Raw genomic sequence first — 26,581 nt, 5'->3', positions numbered from 1 at the left:
ATGACGCATTTTTCATTCGATATCGTCGGCTTCGACCTCGATGGCACCTTGCTCGACACCAGCGGCGATCTGGCGGCGGCGGTCAATCATGCGCTAGGTACTATCGGCCGCGCGCCCCTGCCCGTCGCACAGATCCGGCCGATGATCGGTGGCGGCGCGCGGCACATGCTGGCGCAGGGTATGGCCGCGACCGGCGGCGGTGACGATGCGCAGATCGACGTGCTGCACCAGCGGCTGCTGTCTTATTACGAGGCGAACATTTCGGTTCACACCCGGCCCTTCCCCGGTGCAATCGAAGCGGTCGGAGCCTTGCGCGCGCGCGGCGTCCGGGTCGGCATCATGACCAACAAGATCGAGAAATTCGCGCGCGCCGTATTGGGCGACCTCGGCCTCACCGATCATTTCGACTGTATCATTGGCGGTGATACACTGGGGCCGGGCACGTCCAAGCCATCACCGGTCGCGATTGAGGCGCTGGTCGAACGGCTCGGCGGCGGGCGCGCGGCCTATGTCGGCGATACGATCTACGACGTGAAGGGTGCAAGGGCGGCTGGCCTGCCATGTGTCGTCGTCAGCTTCGGCTTCCGGACTCAGCCGGCCGAAGACCTCGGCGCGGACCGGGTGATCGACGACTATGCCGACCTGATCTCCGCGCTGGAGACGCTCTGACCCCGCCATTTGGTCCACAGGTGCCGCGCCAGCATGAGCGGCGGCATGCGAATCCAGTGCGAGCGGACGTAGAAGGCGAGGCGCGTGAATGGTCGGGTCGGCCGCCCCCATCCGTCACGGGCAAGCAGGCGGCGCAAGAACCAGCGGTCCAGCAGATGGCTCCTGGATGCGTGCGGCATCGGCGTCCGGTACAGCCGGTTTGCCAGTCGCAGCGCCCGACGCACCGCTGTAATCAGATCGTGGTTCACCGCCGCCCGCCGCAGCGCATCGTGAAACCCGGAATTATTGTCCGCAAATTCCCGCACCAGCCGGTCGACATCCCAAAGGTTGCGCAAGCCCCCCGCCAGGTCACCATCCGCGAACAGATGCGCGGCCGCGTGAACGACCATGTCGGCGGGCGACAGCATCCGCAGCCCGTTTTCAAGTGCCACGCTGCCGCCGATCAGCGCCGCCGCGTCGGGTGTCGGCCGCGCGGTCGGGGGCAGGATCGTGTGATGAATGTCGATCATCCGGTCCCGATCGCGGTGGATCAGCGGCGGCAGCTCGTGCATCCAGCGGCGGTAATAGGCGTCGTCATAGACGTCGGGCTTCACCCATTCCCAGCCCGCCGCCAGGATCGCCGCCTCCACCGCGCCCAGCCGGTCACGCGGCACCAGAATGTCGCAATCGCCGATTGACCGCCCCTGCCCCGCGTCCAGACCACCGGCAACGAAGGCCGTTCCTTTCAGCAGCACCACCGGGCACCCGATCGGCGCAAGCGCACGGCGGATCATTTCGGCCTCCCACAAGGCCACGCGCCGGCCATGCTCGGCCGACTGCCGCGCTTCGTCGAGGATCGCCGCGACGCCGTCCGGCACCGGCAGCCCGCGCAGACGGCCGGCGAGCGAACCGATAAGCTGCTCGGCCCGCGCCATCGCGATCAGCGCGGTCCACCCCTCGCCGTCCAGCGCGGCGACGCTGCCCGGATCGCGCAGCGCCCGGACGAGCGGCATGGCGTCGGTCATGTCGCCGCCATCCGGGCCTCAACCAGCGCGACCGCCGTCGCCCCGTCGGGATAGTCGATCGCAACGGCGGGCACATCATGGACCAGCCGGGTCAGCGCGGTGAACCCCGCCTCGCCAATCGCGGTGTAGTTGGTCGACGCCTGGGTCAGCCGGACGAACACTTCGGCGGGCGGCACCGGCCGCTCCTCGGCCGTAAAGCCGTAGCGCGGGAACAGGATCAACACCGGCCGGGCGGGCACGTCCATCGCCGCTAGCGCCTGCGCATCGGGGGCGAGGTGGCGTATGTCACCCTTGGGCGTGCCGGGCAGCAGTGGCCCGAACCGCGCGTTCGGCCACGCGGCCCGCGCGGCGGCCACGCTTTCGTTCTTCAGGCTGATCGCGCGCGGGAAGGCATGAAGCAGGCCGGTGACCGGATCGACCAATGCGAACTCGTCGCCCATGAAACGCCAGCCACGCGCCGCCAGCAGCGTCGCCAGCGTCGATTTGCCCGCACCGGACTCGCCCGTCATCACCACCGCGCGCCCGTCCCGCTCGACCACCGATGCATGGAGCAGCAGGAACCGTCGCGTACCGAGCGCGACTTGCAAATTCATGGCCATTTCAGCCGCCAGCAACCCCTGTGCCAGCGGCAGCGGCACCGCACCCGGCAGCATATAGTCCCCACCGATCGTCACTGACGGCCGGATGAACCGTCGCCAGGGTCGCGCAGCGGACAGGCGGACGGTGAAGTCGGCGACGCCATCACGCGGTGTCGGATAGCCGGCGTACAGCGCCCGCAACTGTGCAATGGGCGCGCGCCAGTCGCTGCCCACCCGGAACCCGAACGGCCCCACCCGAACGTCGAACCGGTGCCTCACGCGACGTAGACCAGCCCGGCGGCCACCAGTTCGTCCAGCCGCGCCTGCAACGCCTGCGGATCGGCATCCGCAAGCCCGAACCGGGTTTCCAGCGTCTGCATGGCGGCGGCAAGCGTTGCCCCGCCCGGCCGCAGGACGTCGAGGATTTCGGGGGCCGGCGCGGTCAGGAGATGGGTGATGCCGGACGGCCGGTGGAAGACCGCCACGAAGACGTCGAGCGGCGCGACCAGCAGCATTTCGGGCGGTGCCGCATGATAGACCGCGTCACCGTCCACGAAGGGTCAGCGGCGCGGCATCTGGAGCGAGGCGAAGCAGGTGAACCCACCCTGCCCGCGCTGAAGACGACGGATATAGTTGGTATAGGCCTTGCTGCGGTCGTAATCGACGCCCGGCAGCTGCCCACCGGACAAGGCCCGTCGCGCTTCCTCGCCCTTGAAGGGTCGCGGCGCGCCGGGAAACGCGCCCTTGGTCCCGTTGGCGACGACCTTGCCGTCCGGCGCGATATAACTGCCGGCACGACTCGCATCGGGGACCGGAATTTCGCAGTTCAGCACCGATCCCGCGGTCTGCGCCAGCGCGGGGCGGATCGACACGACCGCCGACGCCCCGATCGCACCCAGCATCAGGACGCGCCGACGCGAGGCAACGGCGTCCACCGCTGATGGCCCGGACCCGGCAGCGGCCCCCTGGTCGGGACCGGCACCGGGATCGCCGTGATCTGTATCGGTCGTTTCGCGCATGGCCGCCCCTTCGTGAAGCAAACGCCTTTCATATTCCTGAATCGCTGGCAAGACTGAGCGTCGTTCCGATCCGGGACGCACTGGGCTACAGGGTGGTGCCATGATAAACGGAATCGGCCTTCGCACCCCCTGGGCGCTGCTCGTGATGCTGGCCGCGACGCTTGCCATCTATCTGCTGACCGGCGATCTGCAGGCCACCGTCATCGCACTGGTCGGCGGATGCGCCGCGGTGCTGGTCGCGGCCGGCGGTACGGAGCCGGACGAGCCACCGTTGATCGTCGAACCCGATCCGCGGTCGCGCGAGCCGTCGCTGCAGGACACGCTGGATATCATCGTCGAACCGGTGCTGGTCGTTGGCAACGGCCAGGTCACGATCGCCAATCGCGCGGCCTGCGCCCTGCTGGGCAGCCACGTCGTCGGCGAGGATGTCCGGGTCGCGATCCGCCATCCGGCGGCGGCGGCACGACTGGCGGCGGACGACACCACGGTATCGGACCGCCCGATCGACCTGGTCGGTTTGGGGACGCTGGATCAGCGTTGGCAGATGCGGGTCGGCCGCGCAGGCAACGGCGACCGGATCGTCCACCTGATCGACCAGACCGGCAATTACGCCGCCGAACGGATGCGGGTCGATTTCGTCGCCAACGCCAGCCACGAGCTGCGCACCCCGCTAGCGTCGATCCTCGGCTTCATCGAAACGCTGGCCGACGAGGCGGGCGAAAGTCCCGCACTGCGCACCCGCTTCCTGAAGGTTATGAACGACGAGGCGCGACGGATGCAGCGGCTGGTCGAGGATCTGATCTCGCTGAGCCGGATCGAGGCGGAAAAATACCGTCTGCCCGCGACCGCGATCGACCTCGCCGACCTGACCCACGACGTCCACCGCGAGCTGGCCGCCACCGGCAGTCCGCGCGGAACCGATGTCGTCGCCACGATCGAGGCCGGCGTCCCGCCGATCGCCGGCGACGTCGCACAGCTGTCGCAGATGCTGCACAATCTGATCGGCAATGCGATGAAGTACGGTCGCCCCGGCACACCGGTCAGCGTCGCCCTGCGTCGCGACGATGCCGGGATGGTCCGCCTGTCTATCAGCGATGAGGGCGACGGGATCGCGCCTGAACATATTCCGCGCCTGACCGAACGCTTCTACCGCGTCGACGCCGGGCGCAGCCGGTCGCTGGGCGGGACCGGGCTTGGCCTCGCCATCGTCAAGCATATCGTCGAGCGGCATCGCGGGCGGCTGGACATCGTCAGCCAGATCGGGGTCGGCACGACCTTCACCGTCCTGCTCCCGCCAGCCGAGGCGCTGTCATCAAACCGTAACACCACTGTCACAGAGGCGCACCGATAGGATGGTAGCGCGTCGCCAGGGTGTCGACCGACGCTTCGTAACAGGGCCTTTCATGAATCGCAGTCTACCCTTGATCGCCGCGGCGTTGACGCTGGCGGGCTGCCAGGATCAGGCCAATGGCGGCGGGGCGGGGTCGCGCGACCAGATCACGGCCGTCGGCTCCTCGACCGTCTATCCCTTCACGACGATCATCGCCGAACAGCTGATCGCCAACGATCCCGACGCAAAGGCACCGGTCATCGAATCCACCGGCACCGGTGCCGGCATGAAGCTGTTCTGCGCCGGCGTGGGCGCTGCCCATCCCGATATCGAGGACGCCTCGCGCCGGATGAAGGCCAGCGAATATGCGGCCTGCGAGAAGAACGGCGTCGGCCCCGTGCTGGAAATCCAGGTCGGGATCGACGGCATCGCCTTTGCCGAAAGCAAGAGCGGGCCGAAGATGCGGCTGACGCCGACCGACCTGTACAAGGCGCTGGCGGCAAGTCCGGGCGGCAAGCCCAACACCGCGCGGACGTGGCGCGACGTGAACCCCGCGCTGCCGGCGATCCCGATCCAGGTCTATGGCCCGCCCTCGACCAGCGGCACCCGCGACGCGCTGGCCGAGCTGATCCTGACCAAGGGATGCGAGGCGAGCGATCCCGCCGCCAAGCCGCTCGCCAAGACCGATCCCGACGCGCACAAGGCGCTGTGCACACGGGTGCGCGAGGATGGCGTGTATGTCGACGCGGGCGAGAACGACAATCTGATCGTCCAGAAGCTGCAGTCCAATCCCAACGGCATCGGCATCTTCGGCTACAGCTATCTGGAAGAAAATCTGAACGCGGTGAACGGCGTGGCGATCAGCGGCGTCCTGCCGACCTATGACGCGATCGCCGATGGCAGCTATCCCGGGTCGCGGCCGCTCTACATCTACGTCAAGAAGGCGCATCTGGCGGCGATCCCCGGCCTGCGCACCTTCCTGAAACTCTATGCTGCCAACTGGGGCCGCGGTGGCCCGCTGGTCAAGCGCGGGCTGATCGCGGCACCCGAGCCGGTACTGGCGCGGTCCGCCCGGATCATCGCCAATGAAATCCCGCTTGATGCGTCGGAGCTGAACTGATGTCGGCGCTTGCGCTTCTTTTCGTCATTGCCGGCCTTGGCCTCATCGCCTGGATGTCGGCCCGCGTGCGCGCGGCCCGTTTCCGCACGGCCGGCACCCGGTTCAGCTCGCTTCCCGTGCATCATGGCTGGTTCGTGGCGCTCTGGACCATCCTGCCGCCGCTCCTGTTCCTGGTGATCTGGGCGGCAACCTCGCCGGCGCTGGTCACCGACATGGTCCTGACGACGCCGCTGGCCGCACAGTTGCCGCCGCCCGGCTTCGACCGCGCGTCGATCCTGTCGGAGGCGCGCGCGCTGGCCAATGGCGATACCTTCGGCGCGTTCCATGCGCTGTCCGCACAGCTGGCCCCGGCCTATGCCGCCGCGCAAAGCCGGTTCGATTGGATCGCCACCGCCGTTGCGCTGCTGCTGGCACTGGCCGGCGGCGGCTATGCGTTCCTGCGGGTGAAGCCGGGCTTCGGCGCGCGCACCCGGATCGAACGGATCGTCATGATCCTGCTGCTGGCGGCATCGCTGATCGCGATCCTGACGACGGTCGGCATCGTCGCGTCGCTACTGTACGAGGCGGGGCGTTTCTTCTCGATCGTGCCCGTCACCGATTTCCTGTTCGGCACCCATTGGAGTCCGCAGGTCATCGACAATCGCGACCCCGGTGCGTCGCTGGGCGCGGTACCGCTGTTCTGGGGCACGTTCTTTATCGGTGCGGTCATCGCGATGATCGTCGCCATCCCGTTCGGCCTGATGAGCGCGATCTACCTGACGCAGTACGCCGCGCCGGCGACACGCAAGTGGATGAAGCCGATCCTGGAGATGCTCGCGGGCGTCCCCACCGTCGTCTATGGCTATTTCGCGGCGCTGACGGTCGCACCGGCGGTGCGCGACTTCGCGGTGTCGATCGGGATCAGCTGGGCCAGTTCGGAAAGCGCGCTCGCCGCCGGGCTGGTCATGGGCATCATGATTATCCCGTTCGTGTCGTCGATGGCCGATGATTCGATCGCGGCCGTGCCGTCGTCGATGCGCGACGGCAGTCTCGCGATGGGCGCGACCAGTTCGGAAACGATCCGCAAGGTGCTGCTGCCCGCCGCCCTGCCCGGTGTCGTCGGCGGCGTCCTGCTCGCCGTGTCACGGGCGATCGGTGAGACGATGATCGTCGTCATGGCGGCGTCGGGTGTCGCCACGCTGACGCTGAACCCGTTCGCCAGCACGACCACCGTCACCAAGCAGATCGTCGACCTGCTGACCGGCGAGGCCGAGTTCGACAGCGCCAAGACGCTTGCCGCCTTCGCCCTGGGCCTGACGCTGTTCGTCGTCACCCTCCTCCTCAACATCATCGCGTTGACCGTGGTGAAGCGGTATCGGGAAGCGTATGAGTAAGTCCCCAGTCCCGGGCTTGCCCGCTGGCACGACCAGGTCGCCCAGCCGCGCGCCAACCGACTGGCAGGCGGCGGCGATGCAGAAGCGGATCCGCCGTCGCTATGCCGCCGAACGCCGGTTCCGGCTGATGGGTCTGGTCGCGGTCGCGTTGTCCGCCGGTTTCCTCGCGTTCCTGCTGTTCTCGATGCTCGCCGATGGCTGGCGTGGTTTCACCGAAACGCGCGTCGCGCTGCCGATGGATTTCGCCGCGAGCAGCCTCGCGATCGAGCCTGACCGGTTGCAGGGGCGCGGAGCCGATCTGGCACTTGCCGGGGCCGGTCTTGAAGGCATGGTCGATACCGCCGCGGTGACCGCGTTCGGCAAGGACGGCACCGACCTTCTGTCCGATGGCGCATGGTTGCGCGTCCGCGATGCGCTGAAGGCCGATCCGTCGCTGCTGGGCCGCAGGGTCACGCTGGACGTACCCGTGTCCAGCGCGCTCGACGTCGCGGCCAAGGGCGACGGCACCCCCGACGCGGAGGCTGTCGTCGCCCGACTGAACGCGCGTGGCCTGATCTCGACCGGGCTGAACCGCAGCTTCCTCAGCGAAGCCGATTCGACCGATGCGACCCGCGCCGGTATCTGGGGCGCGTTCAAGGGGTCGTTGCTGACGATGGCGATCACGCTGATCCTCGCCTTTCCGATAGGCGTGCTGTCGGCGCTCTACCTTGAGGAATATGCCCCGAAGAACCGCTGGACCGACCTGATCGAGGTGTCGATCAACAATCTGGCGGCGGTGCCGTCGATCATCTTCGGCCTGCTGGGTCTGGCCGTGTTCCTCGGCACGTTCGGCCTGCCGCGATCGGCCCCGATCGTCGGCGGCCTGACGCTGGCGCTGATGACGATGCCGGTCATCGTCATCGCCGGCCGCAACGCGATCAAGGCGGTGCCGCCGTCGATCCGCGACGCGGCGCTGGGCATCGGCGCGTCGCCGGTGCAGGTCGTGTTCCACCACGTCCTGCCGCTGGCCCTGCCCGGCATCCTGACCGGCACGATCATCGGCATGGCCCGCGCGCTGGGCGAGACCGCGCCGCTGCTGATGATCGGTATGCGCGCGTTCATCGCCGCGCCGCCGACCGGCTTCGACGACCCCGCCACCGTCCTGCCGGTGCAGATCTTCCTGTGGTCCGATCAGGTCAGCCGGGGCTTCATCGAAAAGACGTCGGCTGCAATCCTGGTCCTGCTGGTGTTTCTGCTCGTGATGAACGGCCTCGCCATCTACCTCCGCAACCGATTCGAGACCCGCTGGTAATGACCGATACTCCCCCCAAGATGACGGCGCGCAACGTCAACGTGTTCTACGGCACGAAGAAGGCGATCGACGACGTGTCGATCGATGTCCGCATGGACCGCGTCACCGCGTTCATCGGTCCGTCGGGCTGCGGCAAGTCGACCTTCCTGCGAACGCTGAACCGCATGAACGACACCGTCGCCAGCGCGCGCGTGGAGGGCCGGATCGAGCTGGACGGGCAGGATATCTACTCGCCGGAAATGGACGTGGTGCAATTGCGCGCGCGGGTCGGCATGGTGTTCCAGAAGCCGAACCCGTTCCCGAAATCCATCTACGAAAACGTCGCCTACGGGCCGCGGATCCACGGCCTTGCGACGTCCAAGAGCGACTTCGACGGCATTGTCGAACGGTCGCTGAAGCGCGCCGGCCTGTGGGACGAGGTGAAGGACCGGCTGACCGACAGCGGCACGGCCCTGTCGGGTGGCCAGCAGCAGCGACTGTGCATCGCCCGGGCGATCGCGGTCGACCCCGAGGTAATCCTGATGGACGAGCCGTGCAGCGCGCTCGACCCGATCGCGACCGCCAAGATCGAGGAGCTGATCCACGAACTGAAGGGGCGATACGCAATCGTCATCGTCACGCACAACATGCAGCAGGCGGCGCGCGTGTCGCAGCGGACCGCGTTTTTCCACCTGGGCACATTGGTCGAATATGGCGCGACCTCGGACATCTTCACCAATCCGCGCCAGGAACGCACCAAGGACTATATCACCGGCCGCTACGGCTGATGTGGGGACGATCATGAACGACCATACGGTAAAGGCCTTCGACGCCGAGATCGGCGAACTGCGCGGTCTCATCTCGCAGATGGGGGGCCTCGCTGAAGCGGCGATCGTCAAGGCGATCAAGGCGTTGCAGCGCAGCGACCTGGCGCTGGCGCAGCAGGTCCGCGACGAGGACAAGGTGATCGACGCGATCGAGGCCGAGGTCGAGCGTCTGGCCGTCCGCATCATGGCGCTGCGTGCGCCGATGGCGATCGACCTGCGCGAAGTGGTCGCCGCGCTGAAGATCGCCGGCGTGGTGGAGCGGATCGGCGACTATGCCAAGAACATCGCCAAGCGGGTGCCGCTGATCGCCAGCGACCAGCGGATCGAACCCTTGTCGGTCCTGCCGGCAATGGCGCGGATGGCCAGCGGCATGGTCCACGACGTGCTCGACGCCTTTGCCGCGCGCGATGCCACGGCCGCGATCACCGTGTGTGAAAGCGACACGGCACTGGACGATTTCTACGACAGCATCTTCCGCACGCTGGTCACGCACATGGTCGAAAATCCCAAGACGATCAGTCAGGTCGCGCACCTGCTGTTCGTCGCCAAGAATCTGGAGCGGATCGGCGACCATGCGACCAACGTGGCGGAAATGGTCTATTTCGCGGCGACCGGCCAGCAGATGGCCGAACGCGAACGCGGTGGTGGGCTCGGCTGAAAGCGGGTCGGGTCGGATACGAGCTGGGTTGAAGGACGCGGAAACGATGGCACGAGCGAAAATGCTGCTGGTGGAGGACGATGCCGCCCTCGCCGAGTTGTTGACCTGGCATTTCAAGCGCGAGGATTTCGAGATCGCGCAGACGCCGGATGGCGAAGAGGCGCTGTTGCTGGCGCGCGAAACCACACCCGACATCGTCCTGCTCGACTGGATGGTCGAGGGACTGTCCGGCCTGGAAGTGTGCCGCCGCCTGCGCCGGATGCCGGAAACCGCCAACGTGCCGATCATCATGCTGACCGCGCGCGGTGAGGAGGAGGACCGCGTTCGCGGGCTGGAAACCGGGGCCGACGACTATGTCACCAAGCCGTTCTCGCCGCGTGAGCTGGTCGCGCGGGTCGGCGCGGTGCTGCGTCGGGTCCGCCCGGGTCTGGCCGGCGAACAGTTGACCTATGGCGACATCGAGATGGACACGGTCGGCCACAAGGTGCGCCGGTCGGGGTCGCTGGTGGCACTGGGGCCGACCGAGTTCCGCTTGTTGAAGCATTTCCTCGAACACCCCGGCTGGGTGTTTTCGCGTGAGCGACTGCTGGATGCCGTCTGGGGCCATGATTCCGAGATCGAGGCGCGCACCGTCGACGTGCATATCCGACGCCTGCGCAAGGCGATCAACATCGGCGAATGTCCCGATATCATCCGCACCGTCCGGTCGGCGGGCTATTCGCTGGACTCGGGGGCCTGAATCGCGAGCGAAACAATCGCAACCGAAACAATGGAGCCATATTGATACCGGCGCGTTGGGGGTTCCGAACCTGGCTATAACGCCGGGTTTCGAAATCAGGAGAAATCCACATGAAGATGTATCTGCTGGCCGCTGCGGCCCTGATCGCCGCCCCGACATTCGCGCAGACCATGCCGCCCGCACCCCCGGCCCCGGCCGACCAGACGATGCCGGCACCGGCCGACCAGACGATGACCCCGCCGGCGGGACAGACAATGCCGGCGGACCCCGCCATGCCGGCTCCGCCAGCACCGCCAGCCGATCCGGCGATGACCCCCGCACCGGCCGACCCCGCAATGATGTCGCCGCCGCCGGCTGCACCGGGTACCGGTGGTGTCGTCTTCGGTCAGCCGACCATGACCCCGCCGACCCCGGCACCGGCAGAATATCCGCGTTGCTCGCGGACCGTGACCGATGGTTGCGTCCAGCGCGGCGGCAAGTAACGCTTATGTCTGTGAATGCCGGTTGAATCCGGCATTCACGGATGACAGCTTACCCTGTAGGAAAGGCGCTTCCCGTCATCGAGGAGCGCCTTTTTTATGTCCGCCATCCGTTTCGACAACAGGGTCGCCATCGTCACCGGAGCCGGTGGCGGACTTGGCCGGGCCTATGCGCTGGAACTGGCACGACGTGGCGCACGGGTCGTCGTCAACGATCTTGGCGCATCGCGTGACGGCAGCGGGCAGTCCGACGCGGCGCAGGCCGTCGTCGAGGAGATCACGGCGGCCGGCGGCATGGCGATGGCCAATGGCGGCAGCGTCACCGAATATGACCAGATGGCGGAGATGGTCGCGCGCGCCCGCGATGCATGGGGCGGCGTCCACATCCTCATCAACAATGCCGGCATCCTGCGGGACAAGAGCTTCGCCAAGATGGATCCGGCCGACTTCGAATTCGTGGTAAGGGTTCATCTCGTCGGCTCCGCCTTTGCGACCAAGGCGTGCTGGGACGTCATGCGCGAGCAGAATTACGGCCGCGTGCTGATGACCGCTTCGTCCAGCGGCCTGTTCGGAAACTTCGGCCAGGCCAATTACGGCGCGGCAAAGCTGGGCCTGGCGGGACTTGCCAAGACGCTGCATCTGGAAGGGACCAAGACCAACATCCGGGTCAACACGATCGCGCCGGTCGCCGGCACGCGCATGACCGAAGGGCTGTTCCCGACCGAGGCGTTTGAGGCCTTTGCGCCGGACAAGGTCGTGCCGGCGGCGCTGTATCTGGTGTCCGAGGATGCGCCATCCAATGCGATCGTCGGGGCCGGGGCCGGGGTGTTCCAGTGTTCCTACGTCACGCTGACCCAGGGGCAAATGCTGGTGGGTGACGACCTCACGCCTGAAGGGGTGGCCGCGCACTGGGACCGGATCACCGACCGGACCGGCGAGATCTTGCCGCAGTCCGGGGCCGAGCAGACGATGCTGATCGGCAAGACCCTGCAGCGCTGAAACGCAGGCACAACCGGGTGTATTGCTCTTTCAATACACAACCGCTAGCCTTCCGCATCCAGCGTAGGGGAACGCCATGTACAGTGAAAGCGATATCGACGGTGCGGTGACCGCCGGCGTCTTGCGGCCCGAGGACGCGGCAGCCCTGCGCGATCATGTCGCAGGGTTGCGGTCCCTGCCGTCGGTGGACGAGGAGCATTTCCGGTTGCTGACCGGATTCAACGACATCTTCGTGGTGATCGCGCTGATCCTGTTGCTCGCCGCGCTGGGGCAGATCGGTGGGTCGATCAGCGCCGGTCTGGGCGGTGTGTTCGTCGCTGCGGCAGCATGGCCGCTGGCGGTCTACTTCACCGCCAAACGCCGCATGGCGCTGCCCAGCATCCTGTTGCTGCTGGCATTCGTCGGCGGTGTCGCCGGTGCGCTGTCCATCTTCGCCGCCACAATGGCCTCGGACGCTTCACAGCAGACCCGTTCCATGATCGCCGCCGTGATCGCGCTCGCCGCCGGTGCGGCGTCCTATCTTCACTGGCGTCGCTTCATGGTGCCGATCACCGTCGCGGCCGGCGCGGCAGCGGCGGTGGCCACCGTCGTCGCCATCGTCGCGGCGATCTTTCCGACGGCCAGGGATCTGGTCTGGCCCGCATTGTTCGTCGGCGGCCTCGTCGTGTTCGCGGTGGCGATGTGGTGGGACATGAGCGATCGCGAACGCCGTACCCGCCGGTCCGACGTCGCCTTCTGGCTTCACCTCGCCGCCGCGCCGATGATCGCGCATCCGGTGTTCCAGATGCTGGGGATCTTCCGCTCGGACGTCAGCATCGGCATGGCGATTCTTGTCATGGTGCTCTACCTCGCCTTCGCGTTCGTCGCGCTGGCGGTGGACCGGCGGGCGCTGCTCGTGTCCAGCCTCGCCTATGTCCTGTATGCGATGTACTCGCTGTTCCAGACCGCCGGCGCGGTGGAGCTGAGCGCCGCTTTCACCGCCCTGGTGATAGGAGCCGCCCTGCTCAGCCTGTCCGCCTTCTGGCAGCCGATGCGGCGGATCGTGGTCGGCACACTTGGTGGCGTGGCCGAACGGCTGCCGCCAGTTCAGGCCGTCGCGGCGACGTGAAACCCGACCGGCGGTGTCAGTCTACGACCTTCATCAGGCGACGTTCGAGCGGGGCGAGGACTCCGGGCAATTCGTGGCCGCGCTTCAGCACCACACCCCCCTCCCCGATCAGCGCCCACATCCCCTGACGATTGCGCAGCGCCGGCCGTTTCTCGATCCGGAACTCCGGCCGCTCCGCTGCACGACGAAAGGCTGCGAAGACCGCCGCGTCCGTGCCCAGATCCATCGCATAATCGCGCCAGATCCCCGCCGCGACCATCCGTCCATAGATGTCCAGGATCCGAGTCAGTTCGGCGCGCTCGAACCCGACCTGCGCCGGCGATCGGGTCGGTATCGGAAAAGGCGTTACCGTCCCCATCAGGCGCGATCGCGACGGTCCCCGGCCGCATCATGGTCCGCCAGCAGCGCGTCCAGCCGCTTGCGCATCGTTTCCAGTTCGCACCGCAGCAGTTCGACCTTCTGCGTCGCCGGGTCGAACATCTCGCCGCACGCGGTGCCATACGGCAGAAACCGGGGCGGTGTCGCGCCACCGTCGACGACGGTCGGGCGCGCGGGGATGCCGACCATCACCGCCCCCTCGGGCACGTCGCGCGTCACCACGGCGTTGGCTCCGACACGGGCGCGCTTGCCGACCGTGATCGGCCCCAGCACCTGTGCGCCCGACCCGATGATCGACCCATCCTCCAGCGTCGGATGCCGCTTGCCGCCGACACCGTTATCAGGGCTGGTCCCGCCCAGCGTCACGCACTGGTAGATCGTGACGTTGTCGCCGATCTGCGCGGTTTCCCCAATCACGACGAAGCCATGGTCGATGAAGAAATTGCGGCCGATCGTCGCACCGGGATGGATGTCGATCGCGGTCAGCGCCCGGGAAAAATGATTGACGACGCGCGCCAGGAAAAACAATCGCGCCCGGAACAGGCGATTGGCAACCCGGTGCCAACCCAGCGCCCAAAGCCCCGGATAGGTCATGACCTCCATCCGCGACCGTGGAGCCGGATCGCGCGCCCGGATGGAATCAATATAGGCGATTAAAGACATGCGCGTTTCCCGGCACTCATCGAAGTATGCAAAATAGGATGGCCGACCCGGAATAGCCAGATGCGGCCAAGTTTAGCTTGGCGGAGCGAAACTCCACCGCGCTTGTAGGATATCGAACATTCGGGCAGATCGTCGGGTATCGGGGAGATATGACGTGCCGGATCTTGCGACCTTCGACTTTACCAGCCTGTTGCCGTTCATCGCGGTCGGCTTCGCCGCGCAGGTGGTGGACGGCGCGCTCGGGATGGCGTTCGGCGTCATTTCCAATACGATGCTGCTGTGGATCGGCGTGCCACCGGCGGCGGCCTCGGCCGGGGTTCACACGGTCGAGACGTTCACGACCGCCGTATCCGGCATCAGCCATGCCCTGCACCGCAACGTCGACTGGAAACTGTTCCTGCGGCTGATGATCCCGGGCGTGATCGGCGGCATCTGCGGCGCGTACCTGCTGTCCAACATCGACGCCAGCGTCGCCAAGCCGTTCATCCTCGCCTATCTGACCGGCATCGGCCTGTATCTGCTCTACCGCGCCGCACGCTTCCCGCCGAAGCCGAAGCAGCCGAAGATCGTCGAACCGCTGGGGCTGATCGGTGGATTCCTGGATGCCGCCGGCGGCGGTGGCTGGGGACCGGTCGTCACGTCGAACCTGCTGGTGCAGGGGGCGGAACCGCGCACGACGATCGGCACCGTCAACACCGCCGAATTCTTCCTGACCCTGACCATCTCGATCACCTTCATCACCCAACTGGGGTGGAAGGCGTTCACGATCGCTACCGTCGGCCTGCTGATCGGCGGGCTGATCGCCGCCCCATTCGGCGCGATGCTTGCCAAGCGGGTGCCGGCGCGTCGCCTGCTGCTGCTGGTCGGCGTCATCCTGACCGCGACCAGCCTGTTCGGCCTGTACCGGGCGCTGTCCTGAACGAACGGCTTCCCGGAAATGACCGGGAAGCCCCTTCTTATCAGGCGATGGCGTGGACGGTCGCAACGGCCTTCATCACCGATGCGATCCGCGCCGCGCTCTGGATCTGCTCGGCTGGAACGCCCGCCTTCTTCAGCACATTCTCATGTGCGTCGATGCACATGCCGCAGCCGTTCATCGCCGACACCGCCAGGCTGAACAGTTCGAAATCGACCTTGTCGATACCGGGCGCGCCGATGACGTTCATCCGCAGCTTGGCCGGCAGATTGCCATACTCCGGGTTCGAGGCGAGGTGGACGAACCGGTAATAGACGTTGTTCATCGCCATGATCGCCGCCGCCGCACGCGCCGCGGTCGCGGCTTCGGGGCTGAGCTTGGGTGCGCATTCCGCCTCGGCCGCCTCGACCAGCGGCTTGTAGCCGGAGCCGTGCGCGCAGGCGAGCAACGTTCCGTATTTGCGCTGGTCGGACAGCAACGTCTCGTTCAGCAACGACCCGACGTTCAGGCGGATATCCTTGGCAAAGTCGGGGAGAGCCCCGGCAAATTCCTTGAGCGACATGCGATGTTCCTTGTTCGCCGGACCATTTGGGTGGTCGGCGGATACCGTTCAGGCAAAAAGAAAGGGCGCAAACCCTGCGGCGCGCCCCTCCCCACCCCTCCCGCGAACGGGAGGGGCTATTCAATCAGGCCGCGACCTGAAGGACGTCGTCGCCCTTGTTCCAGTTGCACGGGCACAGCTCGTCGGTCTGCAGCGCGTCGAGCACACGCAGCGTCTCGGCCGGGTTACGACCGACGTTCAGACCGTTGACCTGCACCGCCTGGATGACATTGTCGGGGTCGATGATGAACGTCGCACGGAATGCGACATGCTCGTCACGATCGAGGATGCCCAGCGCCGATGCCAGCTTGCCGCCATTGTCGGCCAGCCACGGGAAGTCGGCGGCGGCCAGATCGGGATCCGACTTGCGCCAGGCGAGGTGAACGTGCGCGGTGTCGGTCGACGCGCCGATCAGCACGGCGTCACGGTCCTCGAAGTCATCCTTCAGGCCGGCATAGCCGACGATCTCGGTCGGGCAGACGAAGGTGAAATCCTTCGGCCAGTAGAACAGCACCTTCCACTTGCCCGGGAACGCGTCCTGGCTGAGCGTCTCGCCGGCGGGGAGCGCGTTGATGCCCTGCTGCACGGGGACGGTGAAATCGGGGAGCTTGTCGCCAACGGTCAACATGATGAAAGCCTTCTAGTTATGAAACTGGTCGGCCTGACCGCATCCTCATCCCGTGGCGTTTGCCGCCATCAGTTCTTGAAACGCGCCATACAGGGGTTCGCTCCGGCGATCCAATGGTCTATCTGGTCATTATAGATCGACGGAGACGATCAATGACGGCCACCTACCTGCCCACGCTGAAGCAGTTGCAGTATTTCGTTGCCCTGAAGGACAATGGTCACTTCGGGCGAGCGGCGGAGGCGTGTTTCGTCACCCAGTCGACGTTGTCGGCGGGGATCCGCGAACTGGAAACGCTGATCGGCGTCGTGCTGGTGGAGCGGACGCGCCGGGTGGTGCGGTTCACGCCGCTGGGCGACCGGATGGCCGACAAGGCGCGGCGCGTGCTGCGCGAGGCGGAGGAACTGAGCGACATGGCCCGTGCCGCCGGGCAGCCCCTGTCGGGCGAGATGCGGATGAGCGTCATCCCGACGATCGCGCCGTTCATGCTGCCCCGCATCCTGCCGCGCCTGCGTCGCGACTATCCCGACCTGAAACTGTTCCTGCGCGAGGAGCCGAGCGGCCCGGCGTGCGAGGGGTTGCAGAACGGCCGGACCGACTGCGTGCTGCTCGCCCTGCCCTATGCCTGTGGTGAGATGACGGTCGCTCCGCTGTTCGACGACCGGCTGTTCGTCGCGTTCCAGGCGGGCGAGGACGGCACCACACCGCCGACCATCGCCGCCGCCGACATCGACGAAACGCAGTTACTGCTGCTGGAGGATGGCCACTGCCTGAAGGATCATGCGCTGGCCGCCTGCAACCGGCCGGAAGTGCGGGCGGAGGCGACGATGATGGGCACCTCGCTGCACACGATCGTCCAGATGGTCGACAACGGCCTTGGTATCACCATACTGCCGGAAATGGCCTTGAAGGCCGGCATCCTCGATCACACCAGCGTGTCGGCGCGTCCGCTGGATGCGGCCAGCGCGTCGCGCCGGATCGCGCTGGTCTGGCGGCGGGCGTCGCCGCGCGAAAAGGACTTCCGGCTGCTGGCAGACGTGCTGGCGGAAGCGGTGTAGGCCGCGAAACCATTCCACCGCTCGATCGTATCCTTTGCGTAACCATGTCGCCGTCCGCCGGGCGGCCCCGTTCAGGAGACTGTGATGACTTTCGGCAAACTTCCGTCGATCGCCCTGGTGGCGATGCTCGCCCTGTCGGCATGCGGCCGTACCACGTCGAGCGAGACCGCCGCCACGCCGTCGACGTCGGCGGCACCGAACGCGACGACTGCCCCCATGGCCCCCAACCCCGCCGTCGGCGGCGCGGCGATGCTTGCCACCAACACGATCGTCGCGAATGCGTCGATGGCGCCCAATCTGACCACGCTGGTCGCCGCCGTGAAGGCTGCCGATCTGGTGACGACCCTGTCCGGGCCGGGTCCGTTCACCGTGTTCGCCCCCACCAACGAAGCGTTCAGCCGGCTGGCCCCGGGGACGGTCGACAATCTGCTGAAGCCTGAAAACCGCCCGACGCTGGTCAAGGTGCTGACCTATCACGTCGTGCCGGGCACGCTGTCGAGCGCGATTCTGGCCCAGCAGATCGCGGCTGGCGGCGGCACTGCCACGCTGACCACGGTCGAGGGCGAACCGCTGACCGTCACGATGACCGGCGACGTGTTCACGCTGACCGACGTCAGCGGCAACAAGAGCTATATCGAGACGCCGGACGTGCGCCAGTCGAACGGCATGGTCCATGTCGTCAACGGCGTGGTGATTCCGAAGATCGGCTAATCGTTCCAGCGCGCGGCGGCGGCATGATCGCTGTCGCGCGCCTCGACCCAGCGTGCGTCCGCGCCCCGGGTTTCCTGTTTCCAGAACGGCGCGTCGGTCTTCAACCGGTCGATCAGATAGGCACAGGCCGCCAGCGCGTCGCCGCGGTGCGGAGCAGCGGCGGCCATAAAGACGATCCGGTCACCGGGATGCATCGGCCCGACCCGGTGGATGATCGTGGCACCCAGCAACGACCAGCGCGACATCGCCCTTTGCGCAACCGCCCGCAACGCGGCTTCGGTCGCGCCGGGATAATGTTCAAGTGTCAGCGTCGCCACGCCGTCGTCGGCGCGGACCAGCCCGGTGAACGTGGCGACCGCCCCGGCCGGCAGCGCCTCGACCAGCGCCAGTTCCACCGACGCGTCGATCGGCATCGTATCGACGACGATGCGGATCATCCGCCGGTCACCGGTGGAAAGATCGCCACTTCGCCAGCGCCGAGGATCGACGCGTCCAGCGCGACGAAACTCTGGTCGACCGCCGCCCGCAGCCGGGTCGGATCGGCAAAGGCCCGCGCGTGGCCGTCGCTGCGCGTCGCCAGCCAGTCGACCAGCGCGGCCACGGTGGTCACGGCCGGTGGTGGCGCGACGGTTTCCTCGCCGGTGCCCACCGCCTCGCGGACCCAGGCAAAGTACAGGATGCGTAACGTCATGTCGGTCAATCCATGTGCCTGAGGCCGACGCGCAGATAATCCCAGCCGGTCACCAGCGTCAGCACGGCCGCGCCCCACAGGGCCGTCAGTCCGACGGTGGCGATCCAGGATGCGGTCGGCAGCGCGCCGGCGAGGATCATCGCGCCAAGCGCCACGAGTTGCAGCGTCGTCTTCCACTTGGCGAGTTGCGACACCGGTACCGACACCTGCACCTGCGCCAGAAACTCGCGCAGGCCGGACACCGCGATCTCGCGCAGCAGGATCACCAACGCGGCAACGACGTGCAGCCCGGCGATGTCCCGCGTCGACACCAGGATCAGGATGACGGCCGCCACCATGATCTTGTCGGCGATCGGATCCAGAAAGATGCCGAGCCGCGACACAGCGCCCTGCGCGCGTGCCAGATAGCCGTCGAAATAATCGGTGATGCCCATCAGGCAGTACAGCACGAACGCGAATCCGTATCCAAAGGCCCAGCCCGGCCACCACAACAGCCCGACCAGCAGGGGGACCGCGACGATGCGCGACAGGGTTAGAAGATTGGGAAGCGACCACATACACCCTCTCTAGCCGCAGCGGCCCGCCCAAGGAACCGGCTTTAAGCGGTGGCATGGTGCGTGGCGCTCGGCTATGCCGGTCGCCGTCATTTCGCCAATATCAGGGCTAATTTCCGACATGCTCAACGCGCTCGGCCTGCTGAAAGAGCGCCGATTCCTGCCGCTGTTCACCACCCAGTTCCTGGGCGCGTTCAACGACAATCTGTTCAAGACGTCGATGGTCCTGTTCGCGACCTACGCCATCTTCAACGATGCCCGGATGGAGGCCAATTTCAACGCGCTGGCCACCGGCCTGTCGCTGATCCCCTTCTTCCTGCTGTCCGCGCTGTCGGGTCAGCTGGCCGACACGCACGACAAGGCGCGGATCATCCGGCTGGTGAAGGGGGCGGAAATTGTCATCATGCTGTTGGGGGCCGCCGGGCTGCTGACCGCCAAGGCCGGCTACACGACGCCGGGCATGGTGATGATGCTGGGCGCAGTCGTCCTGCTCGGTGCCCATTCGACCTTTTTCGGCCCGATCAAATATGCGATCCTGCCGCAGCACCTGCAACCCGACGAAGTGCTGGGCGGCACCGGGCTGGTCGAGGCCGGAACCTATCTCGCGATCCTGATGGGAACCATCACCGCAGGGTATATCGGCATCGAGACCGCGGCCGGGGCCGTGCTGGCACTGGCGCTGGTCGGCTATGCTGCCGGGCGTCAGGTGCCCCCCGCCCCGCGCGAGGGGCCGCCGCTGAAGATCAACTACAACCCGTTCACCGCCTCGATCCGGCTGATCGGCGCGACGATGCATATCCCCCGCCTGTTCCTGGCGATCTGCGCGATCAGCTTTTTCTGGACGATCGGCGCGGTCCTCATCATCATCTTCCCGCCACTGGTGAAAAACGTGCTGACCGCCGACGAACGCGTCGCCAGCTTCGTCATCGCCATCTTCTCGATCGGCGTCGCGATCGGATCGGTCGTCATCAATTCGATGCTGAAGGGGCGGATATCCGCGAAATATTCACCCGCCTCGGTCATCGGCATGGGTGGGTTCGTGGTGCTGTTCTCGGTGCTGGTCCGGCGCTGGACGCCGGCACCCGCTGGCACCTATTACGACTGGAGTGGCTTCATCGCCCAGCCGGGGGCCGTCCCGACGCTTGCCGTGCTGATGGCCATCTCGATCACCGGCGGCATGTTCGTCGTGCCGCTCTATGCGTTCCTCACGACGACCGTCGAAAAGGACCAGACCGCCCGCACGGTCGCCGCCAACAATGTGGTCAATTCCGGGGCGATGGTCGTCGGATCGCTTTCTGTCCTTGGCATCACCGCGATGGGCGTCACGCCGGAAGACATGCTGCTGGTGGTCGCCGGCATGTGCGTCGTGTCGGCATGGATCGCCCAGAAACTGCACCGCGCCTGCGACTGACCGCGGCGGGTCAGCCGATGAAGCTGTAGAAGCAGACGAAGAACGCGGTGAAGCTCAGGACGAACAGCTTCAGATCGTGATCGTCGCCACGCGGCGCGGCCGGGGTGACGGGCGGCGGCAACGAACGGCGCAACGGGTGTCGGGCGGCTTCGTTGGTCAGGACAAGTCTGCGTTTCATCATGGAGGTGTTAACGGTTTGTTTACGAATTGGCTCACCCCATTTTGGACCGAATCGCATCCGTCCATGGATGGGACACCTGCGCCAGGCGCACGACCGGCCCGGACACCCCGGCCGGACAACAAGGATGACGAACGATGAGTGTGGCATTCCGCCGGGAGAGTGACGAGGAACACCTTGAACCAAAGTTCGAATTGCCGATTCCGGCGGGCCCGAACCTGGTCACGGCGCGCGGTCCGGCACTGATCGCCGCGCGGATTGCCGCGTTGGAGGCGCGGATCGACGGCGCGTCCGAGACCGGGATTCTCGAAATTCGACGCGACCTGCGCTACTGGAACACGCGCCGCGCCACGGCGGTCGTCACAACGCCGCCTGCCGACGGCACGGTCGGTTTCGGTACGTCGGTGACCATTCGGTTGGCGGGAAAGGTACGGACGATCGCGCTGGTCGGCGACGACGAAACCGATCCGGCGGCGGACCGGATCGCCTACACCGCGCCCCTTGCCCGCGCGCTGATCGGCGCGGAGGTCGGCGAGACGCTGCCCTTCAACGGGCGTGACGACGCGATCGAGATTCTGGCGATCACGCCGGTCGATCACTGAGCTATGGGCGCGCTGTCCCACCTGAAGGTGCTCGATCTGTCCCGCGTCCTTGCCGGCCCATGGGCGGGGCAACTGCTCGGCGATCTTGGCGCCGACGTCATCAAGGTCGAGCGACCCGGCACCGGCGACGACACCCGCGGCTGGGGTCCGCCCTTCATTGCGGATCCCGCAGACGGTACGCCCGGCGACGCCGCCTATTTCCTGGCGGCAAACCGCAACAAGCGCTCGGTCACCGTCGACATCACCACGGCCGAGGGCCAGCGCGTCATCCGTGCGCTGGCGGTGGACAGCGACGTGGTGATCGAGAACTACAAGGTGGGTGGCCTTGCCGCCTACGGTCTCGACGCGGCGACCCTGTGCGCGCTCAACCCCCGGCTGATCTGGTGTTCGATCACCGGCTTTGGTCAGACCGGCCCCTATGCCGCTCGCGCCGGGTATGACGTACTGATTCAGGCGATGAGCGGCCTGATGAGTATCACCGGCGGCCGCGATGGCGAGCCGGGGGCTGGGCCGCAAAAGGTCGGCGTCGCGCTGGTCGACATCATGACCGGCCTGTACGCCAGTGTCGGAATCCTCGCCGCCCTCGCCCATCGCGATCGGACCGGTGAGGGGCAGGTCATCGACATCGCCCTGCTCGACGTATCGGTCGCGACGCTGGCGAACCAGGCGATGAACTATCTGGTTTCGGGCGTCGCCCCGACCCGGATGGGCAACGCCCACCCCAATATCGTCCCCTATCAGGATTTCGCGACCGCCGATGGCGCGATCATCCTGGCGGTCGGCAATGACGATCAGTTCGCGCGCGCCTGGGCGGCGTTCGGCCTGGCGGCGGATGCGGGCCTTGCCACGAACGCGATGCGCGTCGCGCGGCGGACCTTCGTCGTGGCGGCGATCGCCGATCGCGCCGTCACACGGACAACCGCGCACTGGATCGCCGCGCTGGAGGCGGTCGGCGTGCCCTGCGGGCCGATCAACACCATCGCCGACGTCTTCGCGGATCCTCAGGTGCTCGCGCGGGAGATGCACCGGACGCTGGATCACCCGCTGGCCGGCAGCGTGCCGACCGTCGCCAACCCGTTACGGCTGTCGGCGACCCCGGTGACGTACCGGACGGCCCCGCCGATGCTGGGCGAGGCGAACGGCACCCTGCCCGGCGGCGCGCCCGGTACGACGGCCTGAGCCGCCGCCGCTCAGCGGATATCGAGCATCACGACCGACTTCGGCGGCAGCGTCACGGTGACCTTACCGTCAGCAAGCGTCGCGCCGCTGAACGCGGCCGGGCGCACGACGTCCGGCGCGTCGAACGTGTTGTGCGCGTCGATCGCCCCGGCGGTCAGGATACGACCGCTGACGCCCGCGCCCGCCACGCCGGCCAGTGCCACCGACACGGTAGCCGGCCGGTTCGGATCGACATTGGTCAACCCCATATGGACAATCCCGTCCACCCCACGCACCGCGCTCGCACTGACCGCCTTCATCGTCCACTCGTTCTTGTTGTACCAGCGCGACTGGACATCGACCGGCAGGACGACGCCGTCCTGATAGTCCTTGTACATGTCGAAGACCCAATAGGTCGGTGTCTTCACCATCCGCTTGCCATCGGTCAGCAGCATCGCCTGAAGCACGTTGACCATCTGCGCGATGTTGGCGCCGCGCAGGCGGTCGGTATGCCGGGCGAAGATGTCGAAGTTCAGGCTGGTGACCAGCGCGTCGCGCAGCGAGTTCTGCTGATAGAGGAACCCCGGATGGCTGCCCGGTTCCTGATCGTACCAGGTGCCCCATTCGTCAACGAGCAGGGCAACCCGCTTCTGCGGATCGTATTTGTCCATCCGCTTGATGTGACCGGTAATATATTCATCCATCTTCAACGTCTTGGCGAGGGTACGCGCCCAGCCGTCTTCGTCGAAGCCGGTCGCCGCCCCCTTCTTCGCCCAGGTGTAGGGGACGGTGTAGTAATGGACGCCGATGCCGTCGAAATACCCGCCAGCCTCGCGCATCATGACCTCGGTCCAGTTATAGTCGTCGGAATTGGCACCGCTGGCGATCTTCATCACCCGCTGGCCGTCCGGCATCTTCAGGAAGGTGCCATAACGCCTGGTGACATCGGCGGCATATTCGGGTCGCATGTTGCCGCCGCAGCCCCAGAGTTCATTGCCGATGCCGAACATCGGCAGTTTCCACGGCGTCTTGCGGCCGTTCGCGGCGCGCTCCTGCGCGAGGCTGGAGCCGGTCGGCGTGGTCATGTATTCGACCCATTCGGCCATTTCGCTCGGCGTGCCGTTGCCGACATTGCCCGAGACATAGGCTTCGGCCCCGACCGCCTCGGCATAGTTCATGAACTCATGCGTGCCGACGGCATTGTCCTCGGTCACGCCACCCCAGTTGGTGTTGATCTTGACCTTGCGCTTGCCCGGCGCGCCGATACCCTCGCGCCAGTGATATTCGTCGGCAAAGCAACCGCCCGGCCAGCGGATGACGGGTGTGCGGATCGCCTTCAACGCCTCCAGAACGTCGATGCGGTACCCGTCGACATTGGCGATCTTGCTGCCCTTGCCGACCCAGATCCCGCCATAGATGCCCGTGCCAAGATGCTCGGCGAACTGGCCGAAGATGCGCTTGTCATATTTGGGCGCCGGCCGGTCGCCGTGAACCGTGACCGTCGCCCCATCAGCTGGCGGCAACGGTGCCGACTGCGAAAAGGCCGGGGTCGCGAGCACCAGCGCCAGCGCGCCAAGCAACATGGATCGCATTGATTCAAACTCCACTAGGCGTGCCGGCATCCGGCGTGACGACGTGCGACGGGACGAGGCTGGGCGCGAAGGAATATGCCGCGCGCCCGGCCCTGCCCCATTGCCGGCGGATCAGTGATTGTCGCGCGGCAGGCCCATGGTCTGGGCGATGCGCTGGTATTTTTCCGCACCCTCCAGAATGGCACCGTCCTGCAACTGGCCGACGGTCGACCGCTGGATTTCCTGCCACGGCGTCTGCGAGGCGGGATAGGCATAGCCACCCGCCGCCGCCAGCGCGCGCCGGCGCTCGGCCAGTTCGTCATCGGAAATCAGCACGTCTGCGGTGCCCTTGCCCAGGTCGATACGGACACGGTCGCCGGTGCGGATCAGCGCCAGGCCACCCATCGCCGCCGCCTCGGGACTGGCGTTCAGGATCGACGGCGAGCCGGACGTGCCCGACTGCCGCCCGTCACCGATGCACGGCAGCGCGTGGACGCCCTCGCGGATCAGATAGGCCGGCGGCCGCATGTTCACGACCTCGGCAGCGCCGGGATAGCCGATCGGTCCGGCCCCGCGCATGAACAGCAACGTGTCGGTTGTGATGCCGACCGAGGGATCGTCGATGCGCGCGTGATAATCCTCCGGCCCGTCGAACACGACCGCCGGACCCTCGAATGCCTCGGGATCCTGCGGATTGCTCAGATACCGTTCGCGGAACGCCGGGCTGATGACGCTGGTCTTCATGATCGCGCTGTCGAACAGGTTGCCACGCAGGACGATGAAGCCGGCATCTTCCAGCAACGGCGTCGCAAACGGGCGGATGACCCGCTCGTCCTCGATGGTCGCATCACGGCAATTGTCACCGATCGAGCGACCGTTGGCGGTCATCGCGCCCTCGTGGATCAGCCCCTGCTTCATCAGTTCGCCGACCACCGCGGGAACGCCGCCGGCATGATAATAATCCTCGCCCAGATATTCACCGGCGGGTTGCAGGTTGACCATCAGCGGCACCTTGTGGCCATGCGTCTGCCAGTCGTCGATCGGCAGGTCGACGCCGATGTGGCGGGCGATCGCGGCCAGATGGATCGGCGCATTAGTCGACCCGCCAATTGCCGAATTGACGACGATCGCGTTGTGGAACGCGTCCCTGGTCAGGATGTCGGAGGGCTTCAGATCCTCGGCGACCATGGCGACGATGCGTTTGCCGGTGAGGTACGCCATTTCCTGACGGTCGCGATACGGCGCGGGGATCGCGGCGGACCCGGGCATCTGCATGCCCAGCGCCTCGGCGAGGCTGTTCATCGTCGTCGCGGTGCCCATCGTGTTGCAATAGCCGGTCGACGGCGCGGACGAGGCCACCAGCTTGATGAAGCCGGCGTCGTCGATCGCGCCGGTCGCGAGCATCTCGCGCGCCTTCCACACGATGGTGCCGGACCCCGTCCGCTCGCCCTTGTGCCAGCCGTTCAGCATCGGCCCGACCGACAGCGCGATCGCCGGGATGTTGACGGTCGCCGCCGCCATCAGGCAGGCCGGCGTCGTCTTGTCGCAGCCGATCGTCAGCACCACGCCGTCGAGCGGATAGCCGTACAGCACCTCGACCAGCGCCAGATAGGCAAGGTTGCGATCGAGGCCAGCGGTCGGGCGCTTGCCGGTTTCCTGGATCGGGTGGACCGGGAACTCCAGCGCGATGCCGCCCGCTTCCCGGATACCCTCGCGCAGCCGCTCGGCCAGCACCAGATGGTGGCGATTGCACGGGCTGAGGTCGCTGCCGGTCTGGGCGATGCCGATGATCGGCTTGCCCGACTGCAGTTCCTCCAGACTCAGCCCGAAGTTCAGATACCGCTCGAGATACAGCGCGGTCATGTCGATATTCTCAGGATTATCGAACCAGGCGCGGCTCCTGAGCGACTGGGGAGGCTTGGGGGCGGTATCGGTCACGGGATGCTCCAGAAAACGGGAATCAGCGCGCCGGACGGGCGCAGTGGATGACGCGGTGGTGACAGGAAAGATCGGGGTGGATGGCGCAGGAGCGCGCGGTTACGCGGATGTTCACACCGGAAAGCGGTCGCGCCTGTACCATGATGCCCCTCCGTCGCGGTCATCGCGGATGTCGCATGACCAATCATTACCCGGACATATAGTCAGACAAATGCGGGCGGCGCAAGACAATCGCTGTCCCGTGGAGCGGGGCGCAAGTAACGGCGGTCAGGACGGCGATCAGGGATGCGGCCAGCACCGACAGGTAGTTGGCCGGCACGGTCCAGATCACGCCAGGCTTCGGGACAACCATG

Annotated in this window: 31 protein-coding genes; 17 read left to right on the top strand and 14 right to left on the bottom strand. The window is 66.6% G+C overall.

Going from position 1 to position 26,581, the window contains the following annotated elements:
• A complete protein-coding gene (locus ASE75_RS05140) occupies positions 1-669 on the top strand; it encodes an HAD-IA family hydrolase (RefSeq protein WP_055929971.1) in 669 nt (222 codons plus the stop codon).
• Here the strand turns inward: ASE75_RS05140 and ASE75_RS05135 are convergent.
• Genes ASE75_RS05135 through ASE75_RS05120 form a run of 4 tightly spaced genes read right to left on the bottom strand, consistent with a single transcriptional unit; the run spans position 633 to position 3,270 of the window.
• Entirely contained in the window at positions 633-1,673 is a 1,041-nt protein-coding gene (locus ASE75_RS05135) for a nucleotidyltransferase domain-containing protein (protein ID WP_055929968.1), read from the bottom strand. The two genes, ASE75_RS05140 and ASE75_RS05135, sit on opposite strands and share 37 nt — an antisense overlap.
• Entirely contained in the window at positions 1,670-2,530 is an 861-nt protein-coding gene (locus ASE75_RS05130) for an HprK-related kinase A (RefSeq protein ID WP_055929965.1), read from the bottom strand. The genes ASE75_RS05135 and ASE75_RS05130 overlap by 4 nt, the downstream gene beginning before the upstream one ends.
• Positions 2,527-2,805, bottom strand: a complete 279-nt coding sequence (locus ASE75_RS05125; RefSeq protein WP_235512515.1) for an HPr-rel-A system PqqD family peptide chaperone — start codon at positions 2,803-2,805, stop codon at positions 2,527-2,529. Before ASE75_RS05125 ends, ASE75_RS05130 begins: the two co-directional genes overlap by 4 nt.
• Before the next feature lie 6 nt (positions 2,806-2,811).
• Positions 2,812-3,270: a hypothetical protein gene (locus ASE75_RS05120; protein WP_443025291.1), complete on the bottom strand. Its 459-nt coding sequence runs from the start codon at positions 3,268-3,270 to the stop codon at positions 2,812-2,814.
• 100 nt (positions 3,271-3,370) lie between these two features.
• Between ASE75_RS05120 and ASE75_RS05115 the strand changes: the two genes are divergently transcribed.
• The 10 genes from ASE75_RS05115 (at position 3,371) to ASE75_RS05070 (ending at position 13,173) form a co-directional block, all read left to right on the top strand.
• On the top strand, positions 3,371-4,621 hold the full coding sequence (locus ASE75_RS05115) for a sensor histidine kinase (RefSeq protein ID WP_055929962.1): 1,251 nt from the start codon (positions 3,371-3,373) through the stop codon (positions 4,619-4,621).
• 52 nt (positions 4,622-4,673) lie between these two features.
• Positions 4,674-5,720 carry a substrate-binding domain-containing protein gene (locus ASE75_RS05110; protein ID WP_055929959.1) on the top strand — a complete coding sequence of 349 codons (1,047 nt, stop codon included), beginning with the start codon at positions 4,674-4,676 and terminating at the stop codon, positions 5,718-5,720.
• Positions 5,720-7,093 carry a phosphate ABC transporter permease subunit PstC gene (gene pstC / locus ASE75_RS05105; RefSeq protein WP_055929956.1) on the top strand — a complete coding sequence of 458 codons (1,374 nt, stop codon included), beginning with the start codon at positions 5,720-5,722 and terminating at the stop codon, positions 7,091-7,093. The genes ASE75_RS05110 and pstC overlap by 1 nt, the downstream gene beginning before the upstream one ends.
• The gene (gene pstA, locus ASE75_RS05100) at positions 7,086-8,384 is read left to right on the top strand and encodes a phosphate ABC transporter permease PstA (RefSeq protein WP_055929953.1); all 1,299 of its coding nucleotides are present in this window, start codon (positions 7,086-7,088) and stop codon (positions 8,382-8,384) included. Before pstC ends, pstA begins: the two co-directional genes overlap by 8 nt.
• Positions 8,384-9,151 (top strand): phosphate ABC transporter ATP-binding protein PstB, encoded by a 768-nt coding sequence (pstB, locus tag ASE75_RS05095; protein WP_055929950.1) that lies wholly within the window; start codon positions 8,384-8,386, stop codon positions 9,149-9,151. Before pstA ends, pstB begins: the two co-directional genes overlap by 1 nt.
• A 13-nt stretch (positions 9,152-9,164) precedes the next feature.
• On the top strand, positions 9,165-9,848 hold the full coding sequence (gene phoU / locus ASE75_RS05090; RefSeq protein ID WP_055931001.1) for a phosphate signaling complex protein PhoU: 684 nt from the start codon (positions 9,165-9,167) through the stop codon (positions 9,846-9,848).
• Between the two features lie 46 nt (positions 9,849-9,894).
• Complete coding sequence (gene phoB / locus ASE75_RS05085) at positions 9,895-10,587, top strand: phosphate regulon transcriptional regulator PhoB (protein WP_055929948.1); 693 nt, start codon at positions 9,895-9,897, stop codon at positions 10,585-10,587.
• 110 nt (positions 10,588-10,697) lie between these two features.
• Positions 10,698-11,069: a hypothetical protein gene (locus ASE75_RS05080; RefSeq protein WP_055929945.1), complete on the top strand. Its 372-nt coding sequence runs from the start codon at positions 10,698-10,700 to the stop codon at positions 11,067-11,069.
• Positions 11,070-11,165: 96 nt separating this feature from the next.
• Positions 11,166-12,065, top strand: a complete 900-nt coding sequence (locus ASE75_RS05075) for an SDR family NAD(P)-dependent oxidoreductase (RefSeq protein WP_055929942.1) — start codon at positions 11,166-11,168, stop codon at positions 12,063-12,065.
• Between the two features lie 76 nt (positions 12,066-12,141).
• Positions 12,142-13,173: a hypothetical protein gene (locus tag ASE75_RS05070; protein WP_055929939.1), complete on the top strand. Its 1,032-nt coding sequence runs from the start codon at positions 12,142-12,144 to the stop codon at positions 13,171-13,173.
• A 16-nt stretch (positions 13,174-13,189) separates the two neighbouring features.
• On the opposite strand, the gene ASE75_RS05065 is transcribed toward ASE75_RS05070, so the two are convergent.
• The gene (locus ASE75_RS05065) at positions 13,190-13,531 is read right to left on the bottom strand and encodes a DUF2794 domain-containing protein (protein WP_055929936.1); all 342 of its coding nucleotides are present in this window, start codon (positions 13,529-13,531) and stop codon (positions 13,190-13,192) included.
• Entirely contained in the window at positions 13,531-14,214 is a 684-nt protein-coding gene (gene epsC / locus ASE75_RS05060) for a serine O-acetyltransferase EpsC (RefSeq protein ID WP_055929933.1), read from the bottom strand. The genes ASE75_RS05065 and epsC overlap by 1 nt, the downstream gene beginning before the upstream one ends.
• A gap of 154 nt (positions 14,215-14,368) precedes the next feature.
• On the opposite strand from epsC, the gene ASE75_RS05055 reads away from it, so the two are divergent.
• Positions 14,369-15,133: a sulfite exporter TauE/SafE family protein gene (locus ASE75_RS05055; RefSeq protein WP_055929930.1), complete on the top strand. Its 765-nt coding sequence runs from the start codon at positions 14,369-14,371 to the stop codon at positions 15,131-15,133.
• 40 nt (positions 15,134-15,173) lie between these two features.
• Here ASE75_RS05055 and ASE75_RS05050 read toward each other — a convergent pair whose 3' ends face one another.
• Together ASE75_RS05050 and ASE75_RS05045 are read right to left on the bottom strand one after the other, a co-directional pair.
• Positions 15,174-15,692 carry a carboxymuconolactone decarboxylase family protein gene (locus ASE75_RS05050; protein ID WP_055929928.1) on the bottom strand — a complete coding sequence of 173 codons (519 nt, stop codon included), beginning with the start codon at positions 15,690-15,692 and terminating at the stop codon, positions 15,174-15,176.
• 124 nt (positions 15,693-15,816) lie between these two features.
• A complete protein-coding gene (locus ASE75_RS05045) occupies positions 15,817-16,359 on the bottom strand; it encodes a peroxiredoxin (protein ID WP_055929925.1) in 543 nt (180 codons plus the stop codon).
• 152 nt (positions 16,360-16,511) lie between these two features.
• Between ASE75_RS05045 and ASE75_RS05040 the strand changes: the two genes are divergently transcribed.
• Both ASE75_RS05040 and ASE75_RS05035 read left to right on the top strand, forming a co-directional pair.
• A complete protein-coding gene (locus ASE75_RS05040) occupies positions 16,512-17,414 on the top strand; it encodes a hydrogen peroxide-inducible genes activator (protein WP_055929921.1) in 903 nt (300 codons plus the stop codon).
• 84 nt (positions 17,415-17,498) lie between these two features.
• Positions 17,499-18,125, top strand: a complete 627-nt coding sequence (locus ASE75_RS05035) for a fasciclin domain-containing protein (protein ID WP_082463819.1) — start codon at positions 17,499-17,501, stop codon at positions 18,123-18,125.
• Here ASE75_RS05035 and ASE75_RS05030 read toward each other — a convergent pair.
• Genes ASE75_RS05030 through pgsA form a run of 3 tightly spaced genes read right to left on the bottom strand, consistent with a single transcriptional unit; the run spans position 18,122 to position 19,373 of the window.
• Positions 18,122-18,562 (bottom strand): molybdenum cofactor biosynthesis protein MoaE, encoded by a 441-nt coding sequence (locus ASE75_RS05030; RefSeq protein ID WP_055929918.1) that lies wholly within the window; start codon positions 18,560-18,562, stop codon positions 18,122-18,124. The genes ASE75_RS05035 and ASE75_RS05030 overlap by 4 nt on opposite strands.
• On the bottom strand, positions 18,559-18,816 hold the full coding sequence (moaD, locus tag ASE75_RS05025; protein ID WP_055930995.1) for a molybdopterin converting factor subunit 1: 258 nt from the start codon (positions 18,814-18,816) through the stop codon (positions 18,559-18,561). Before moaD ends, ASE75_RS05030 begins: the two co-directional genes overlap by 4 nt.
• Positions 18,817-18,821: 5 nt before the next feature.
• Positions 18,822-19,373, bottom strand: coding sequence for a CDP-diacylglycerol--glycerol-3-phosphate 3-phosphatidyltransferase (pgsA, locus tag ASE75_RS05020; protein WP_055929915.1), 552 nt, complete (start codon positions 19,371-19,373; stop codon positions 18,822-18,824).
• Between the two features lie 118 nt (positions 19,374-19,491).
• Between pgsA and ASE75_RS05015 the strand changes: the two genes are divergently transcribed.
• Positions 19,492-20,781 carry an MFS transporter gene (locus ASE75_RS05015; RefSeq protein ID WP_055929912.1) on the top strand — a complete coding sequence of 430 codons (1,290 nt, stop codon included), beginning with the start codon at positions 19,492-19,494 and terminating at the stop codon, positions 20,779-20,781.
• Positions 20,782-20,791: 10 nt separating this feature from the next.
• Here the strand turns inward: ASE75_RS05015 and ASE75_RS15670 are convergent, their stop codons facing one another.
• Positions 20,792-20,959: a hypothetical protein gene (locus tag ASE75_RS15670; protein ID WP_162233713.1), complete on the bottom strand. Its 168-nt coding sequence runs from the start codon at positions 20,957-20,959 to the stop codon at positions 20,792-20,794.
• A gap of 137 nt (positions 20,960-21,096) precedes the next feature.
• Here ASE75_RS15670 and ASE75_RS05010 point away from each other — a divergent pair, with 137 nt between their 5' ends.
• Positions 21,097-21,561 (top strand): GreA/GreB family elongation factor, encoded by a 465-nt coding sequence (locus ASE75_RS05010; RefSeq protein WP_055929910.1) that lies wholly within the window; start codon positions 21,097-21,099, stop codon positions 21,559-21,561.
• A gap of 3 nt (positions 21,562-21,564) precedes the next feature.
• Positions 21,565-22,740 carry a CaiB/BaiF CoA transferase family protein gene (locus ASE75_RS05005; protein ID WP_055929907.1) on the top strand — a complete coding sequence of 392 codons (1,176 nt, stop codon included), beginning with the start codon at positions 21,565-21,567 and terminating at the stop codon, positions 22,738-22,740.
• 11 nt (positions 22,741-22,751) lie between these two features.
• Here ASE75_RS05005 and ASE75_RS05000 read toward each other — a convergent pair whose 3' ends face one another.
• Together ASE75_RS05000 and ASE75_RS04995 are read right to left on the bottom strand one after the other, a co-directional pair.
• Positions 22,752-24,311, bottom strand: a complete 1,560-nt coding sequence (locus tag ASE75_RS05000; RefSeq protein ID WP_055929903.1) for an alpha-N-arabinofuranosidase — start codon at positions 24,309-24,311, stop codon at positions 22,752-22,754.
• 111 nt (positions 24,312-24,422) lie between these two features.
• Complete coding sequence (locus ASE75_RS04995) at positions 24,423-26,228, bottom strand: IlvD/Edd family dehydratase (protein WP_055929900.1); 1,806 nt, start codon at positions 26,226-26,228, stop codon at positions 24,423-24,425.
• Between the last annotated feature and the right edge of the window lie 353 nt (positions 26,229-26,581).

It is taken from the genome of Sphingomonas sp. Leaf17 (assembly GCF_001421505.1).
Classification (GTDB): Bacteria; Pseudomonadota; Alphaproteobacteria; order Sphingomonadales; family Sphingomonadaceae; genus Sphingomonas.
This window is presented reverse-complemented; position numbering and strand designations above follow the sequence as displayed.

What these genes read in the sequence shown, in the direction of transcription:
- ASE75_RS05140 (WP_055929971.1), top strand. Translation starts at nt 1, where the DNA reads ATGACGCATTTTTCATTCGATATCGTCGGCTTCGACCTCGATGGCACC.
- ASE75_RS05135 (WP_055929968.1), bottom strand. Translation starts at nt 1,673, where the DNA reads ATGACCGACGCCATGCCGCTCGTCCGGGCGCTGCGCGATCCGGGCAGC.
- ASE75_RS05120 (WP_443025291.1), bottom strand. Translation starts at nt 3,270, where the DNA reads ATGCGCGAAACGACCGATACAGATCACGGCGATCCCGGTGCCGGTCCC.
- ASE75_RS05115 (WP_055929962.1), top strand. Translation starts at nt 3,371, where the DNA reads ATGATAAACGGAATCGGCCTTCGCACCCCCTGGGCGCTGCTCGTGATG.
- ASE75_RS05110 (WP_055929959.1), top strand. Translation starts at nt 4,674, where the DNA reads ATGAATCGCAGTCTACCCTTGATCGCCGCGGCGTTGACGCTGGCGGGC.
- pstC (WP_055929956.1), top strand. Translation starts at nt 5,720, where the DNA reads ATGTCGGCGCTTGCGCTTCTTTTCGTCATTGCCGGCCTTGGCCTCATC.
- pstA (WP_055929953.1), top strand. Translation starts at nt 7,086, where the DNA reads ATGAGTAAGTCCCCAGTCCCGGGCTTGCCCGCTGGCACGACCAGGTCG.
- pstB (WP_055929950.1), top strand. Translation starts at nt 8,384, where the DNA reads ATGACCGATACTCCCCCCAAGATGACGGCGCGCAACGTCAACGTGTTC.
- phoU (WP_055931001.1), top strand. Translation starts at nt 9,165, where the DNA reads ATGAACGACCATACGGTAAAGGCCTTCGACGCCGAGATCGGCGAACTG.
- phoB (WP_055929948.1), top strand. Translation starts at nt 9,895, where the DNA reads ATGGCACGAGCGAAAATGCTGCTGGTGGAGGACGATGCCGCCCTCGCC.
- ASE75_RS05080 (WP_055929945.1), top strand. Translation starts at nt 10,698, where the DNA reads ATGAAGATGTATCTGCTGGCCGCTGCGGCCCTGATCGCCGCCCCGACA.
- ASE75_RS05075 (WP_055929942.1), top strand. Translation starts at nt 11,166, where the DNA reads ATGTCCGCCATCCGTTTCGACAACAGGGTCGCCATCGTCACCGGAGCC.
- ASE75_RS05070 (WP_055929939.1), top strand. Translation starts at nt 12,142, where the DNA reads ATGTACAGTGAAAGCGATATCGACGGTGCGGTGACCGCCGGCGTCTTG.
- ASE75_RS05065 (WP_055929936.1), bottom strand. Translation starts at nt 13,531, where the DNA reads ATGGGGACGGTAACGCCTTTTCCGATACCGACCCGATCGCCGGCGCAG.
- epsC (WP_055929933.1), bottom strand. Translation starts at nt 14,214, where the DNA reads ATGTCTTTAATCGCCTATATTGATTCCATCCGGGCGCGCGATCCGGCT.
- ASE75_RS05050 (WP_055929928.1), bottom strand. Translation starts at nt 15,692, where the DNA reads ATGTCGCTCAAGGAATTTGCCGGGGCTCTCCCCGACTTTGCCAAGGAT.
- ASE75_RS05045 (WP_055929925.1), bottom strand. Translation starts at nt 16,359, where the DNA reads ATGTTGACCGTTGGCGACAAGCTCCCCGATTTCACCGTCCCCGTGCAG.
- ASE75_RS05040 (WP_055929921.1), top strand. Translation starts at nt 16,512, where the DNA reads ATGACGGCCACCTACCTGCCCACGCTGAAGCAGTTGCAGTATTTCGTT.
- ASE75_RS05035 (WP_082463819.1), top strand. Translation starts at nt 17,499, where the DNA reads ATGACTTTCGGCAAACTTCCGTCGATCGCCCTGGTGGCGATGCTCGCC.
- ASE75_RS05030 (WP_055929918.1), bottom strand. Translation starts at nt 18,562, where the DNA reads ATGATCCGCATCGTCGTCGATACGATGCCGATCGACGCGTCGGTGGAA.
- moaD (WP_055930995.1), bottom strand. Translation starts at nt 18,816, where the DNA reads ATGACGTTACGCATCCTGTACTTTGCCTGGGTCCGCGAGGCGGTGGGC.
- pgsA (WP_055929915.1), bottom strand. Translation starts at nt 19,373, where the DNA reads ATGTGGTCGCTTCCCAATCTTCTAACCCTGTCGCGCATCGTCGCGGTC.
- ASE75_RS05015 (WP_055929912.1), top strand. Translation starts at nt 19,492, where the DNA reads ATGCTCAACGCGCTCGGCCTGCTGAAAGAGCGCCGATTCCTGCCGCTG.
- ASE75_RS15670 (WP_162233713.1), bottom strand. Translation starts at nt 20,959, where the DNA reads ATGAAACGCAGACTTGTCCTGACCAACGAAGCCGCCCGACACCCGTTG.
- ASE75_RS05010 (WP_055929910.1), top strand. Translation starts at nt 21,097, where the DNA reads ATGAGTGTGGCATTCCGCCGGGAGAGTGACGAGGAACACCTTGAACCA.
- ASE75_RS05005 (WP_055929907.1), top strand. Translation starts at nt 21,565, where the DNA reads ATGGGCGCGCTGTCCCACCTGAAGGTGCTCGATCTGTCCCGCGTCCTT.
- ASE75_RS05000 (WP_055929903.1), bottom strand. Translation starts at nt 24,311, where the DNA reads ATGCGATCCATGTTGCTTGGCGCGCTGGCGCTGGTGCTCGCGACCCCG.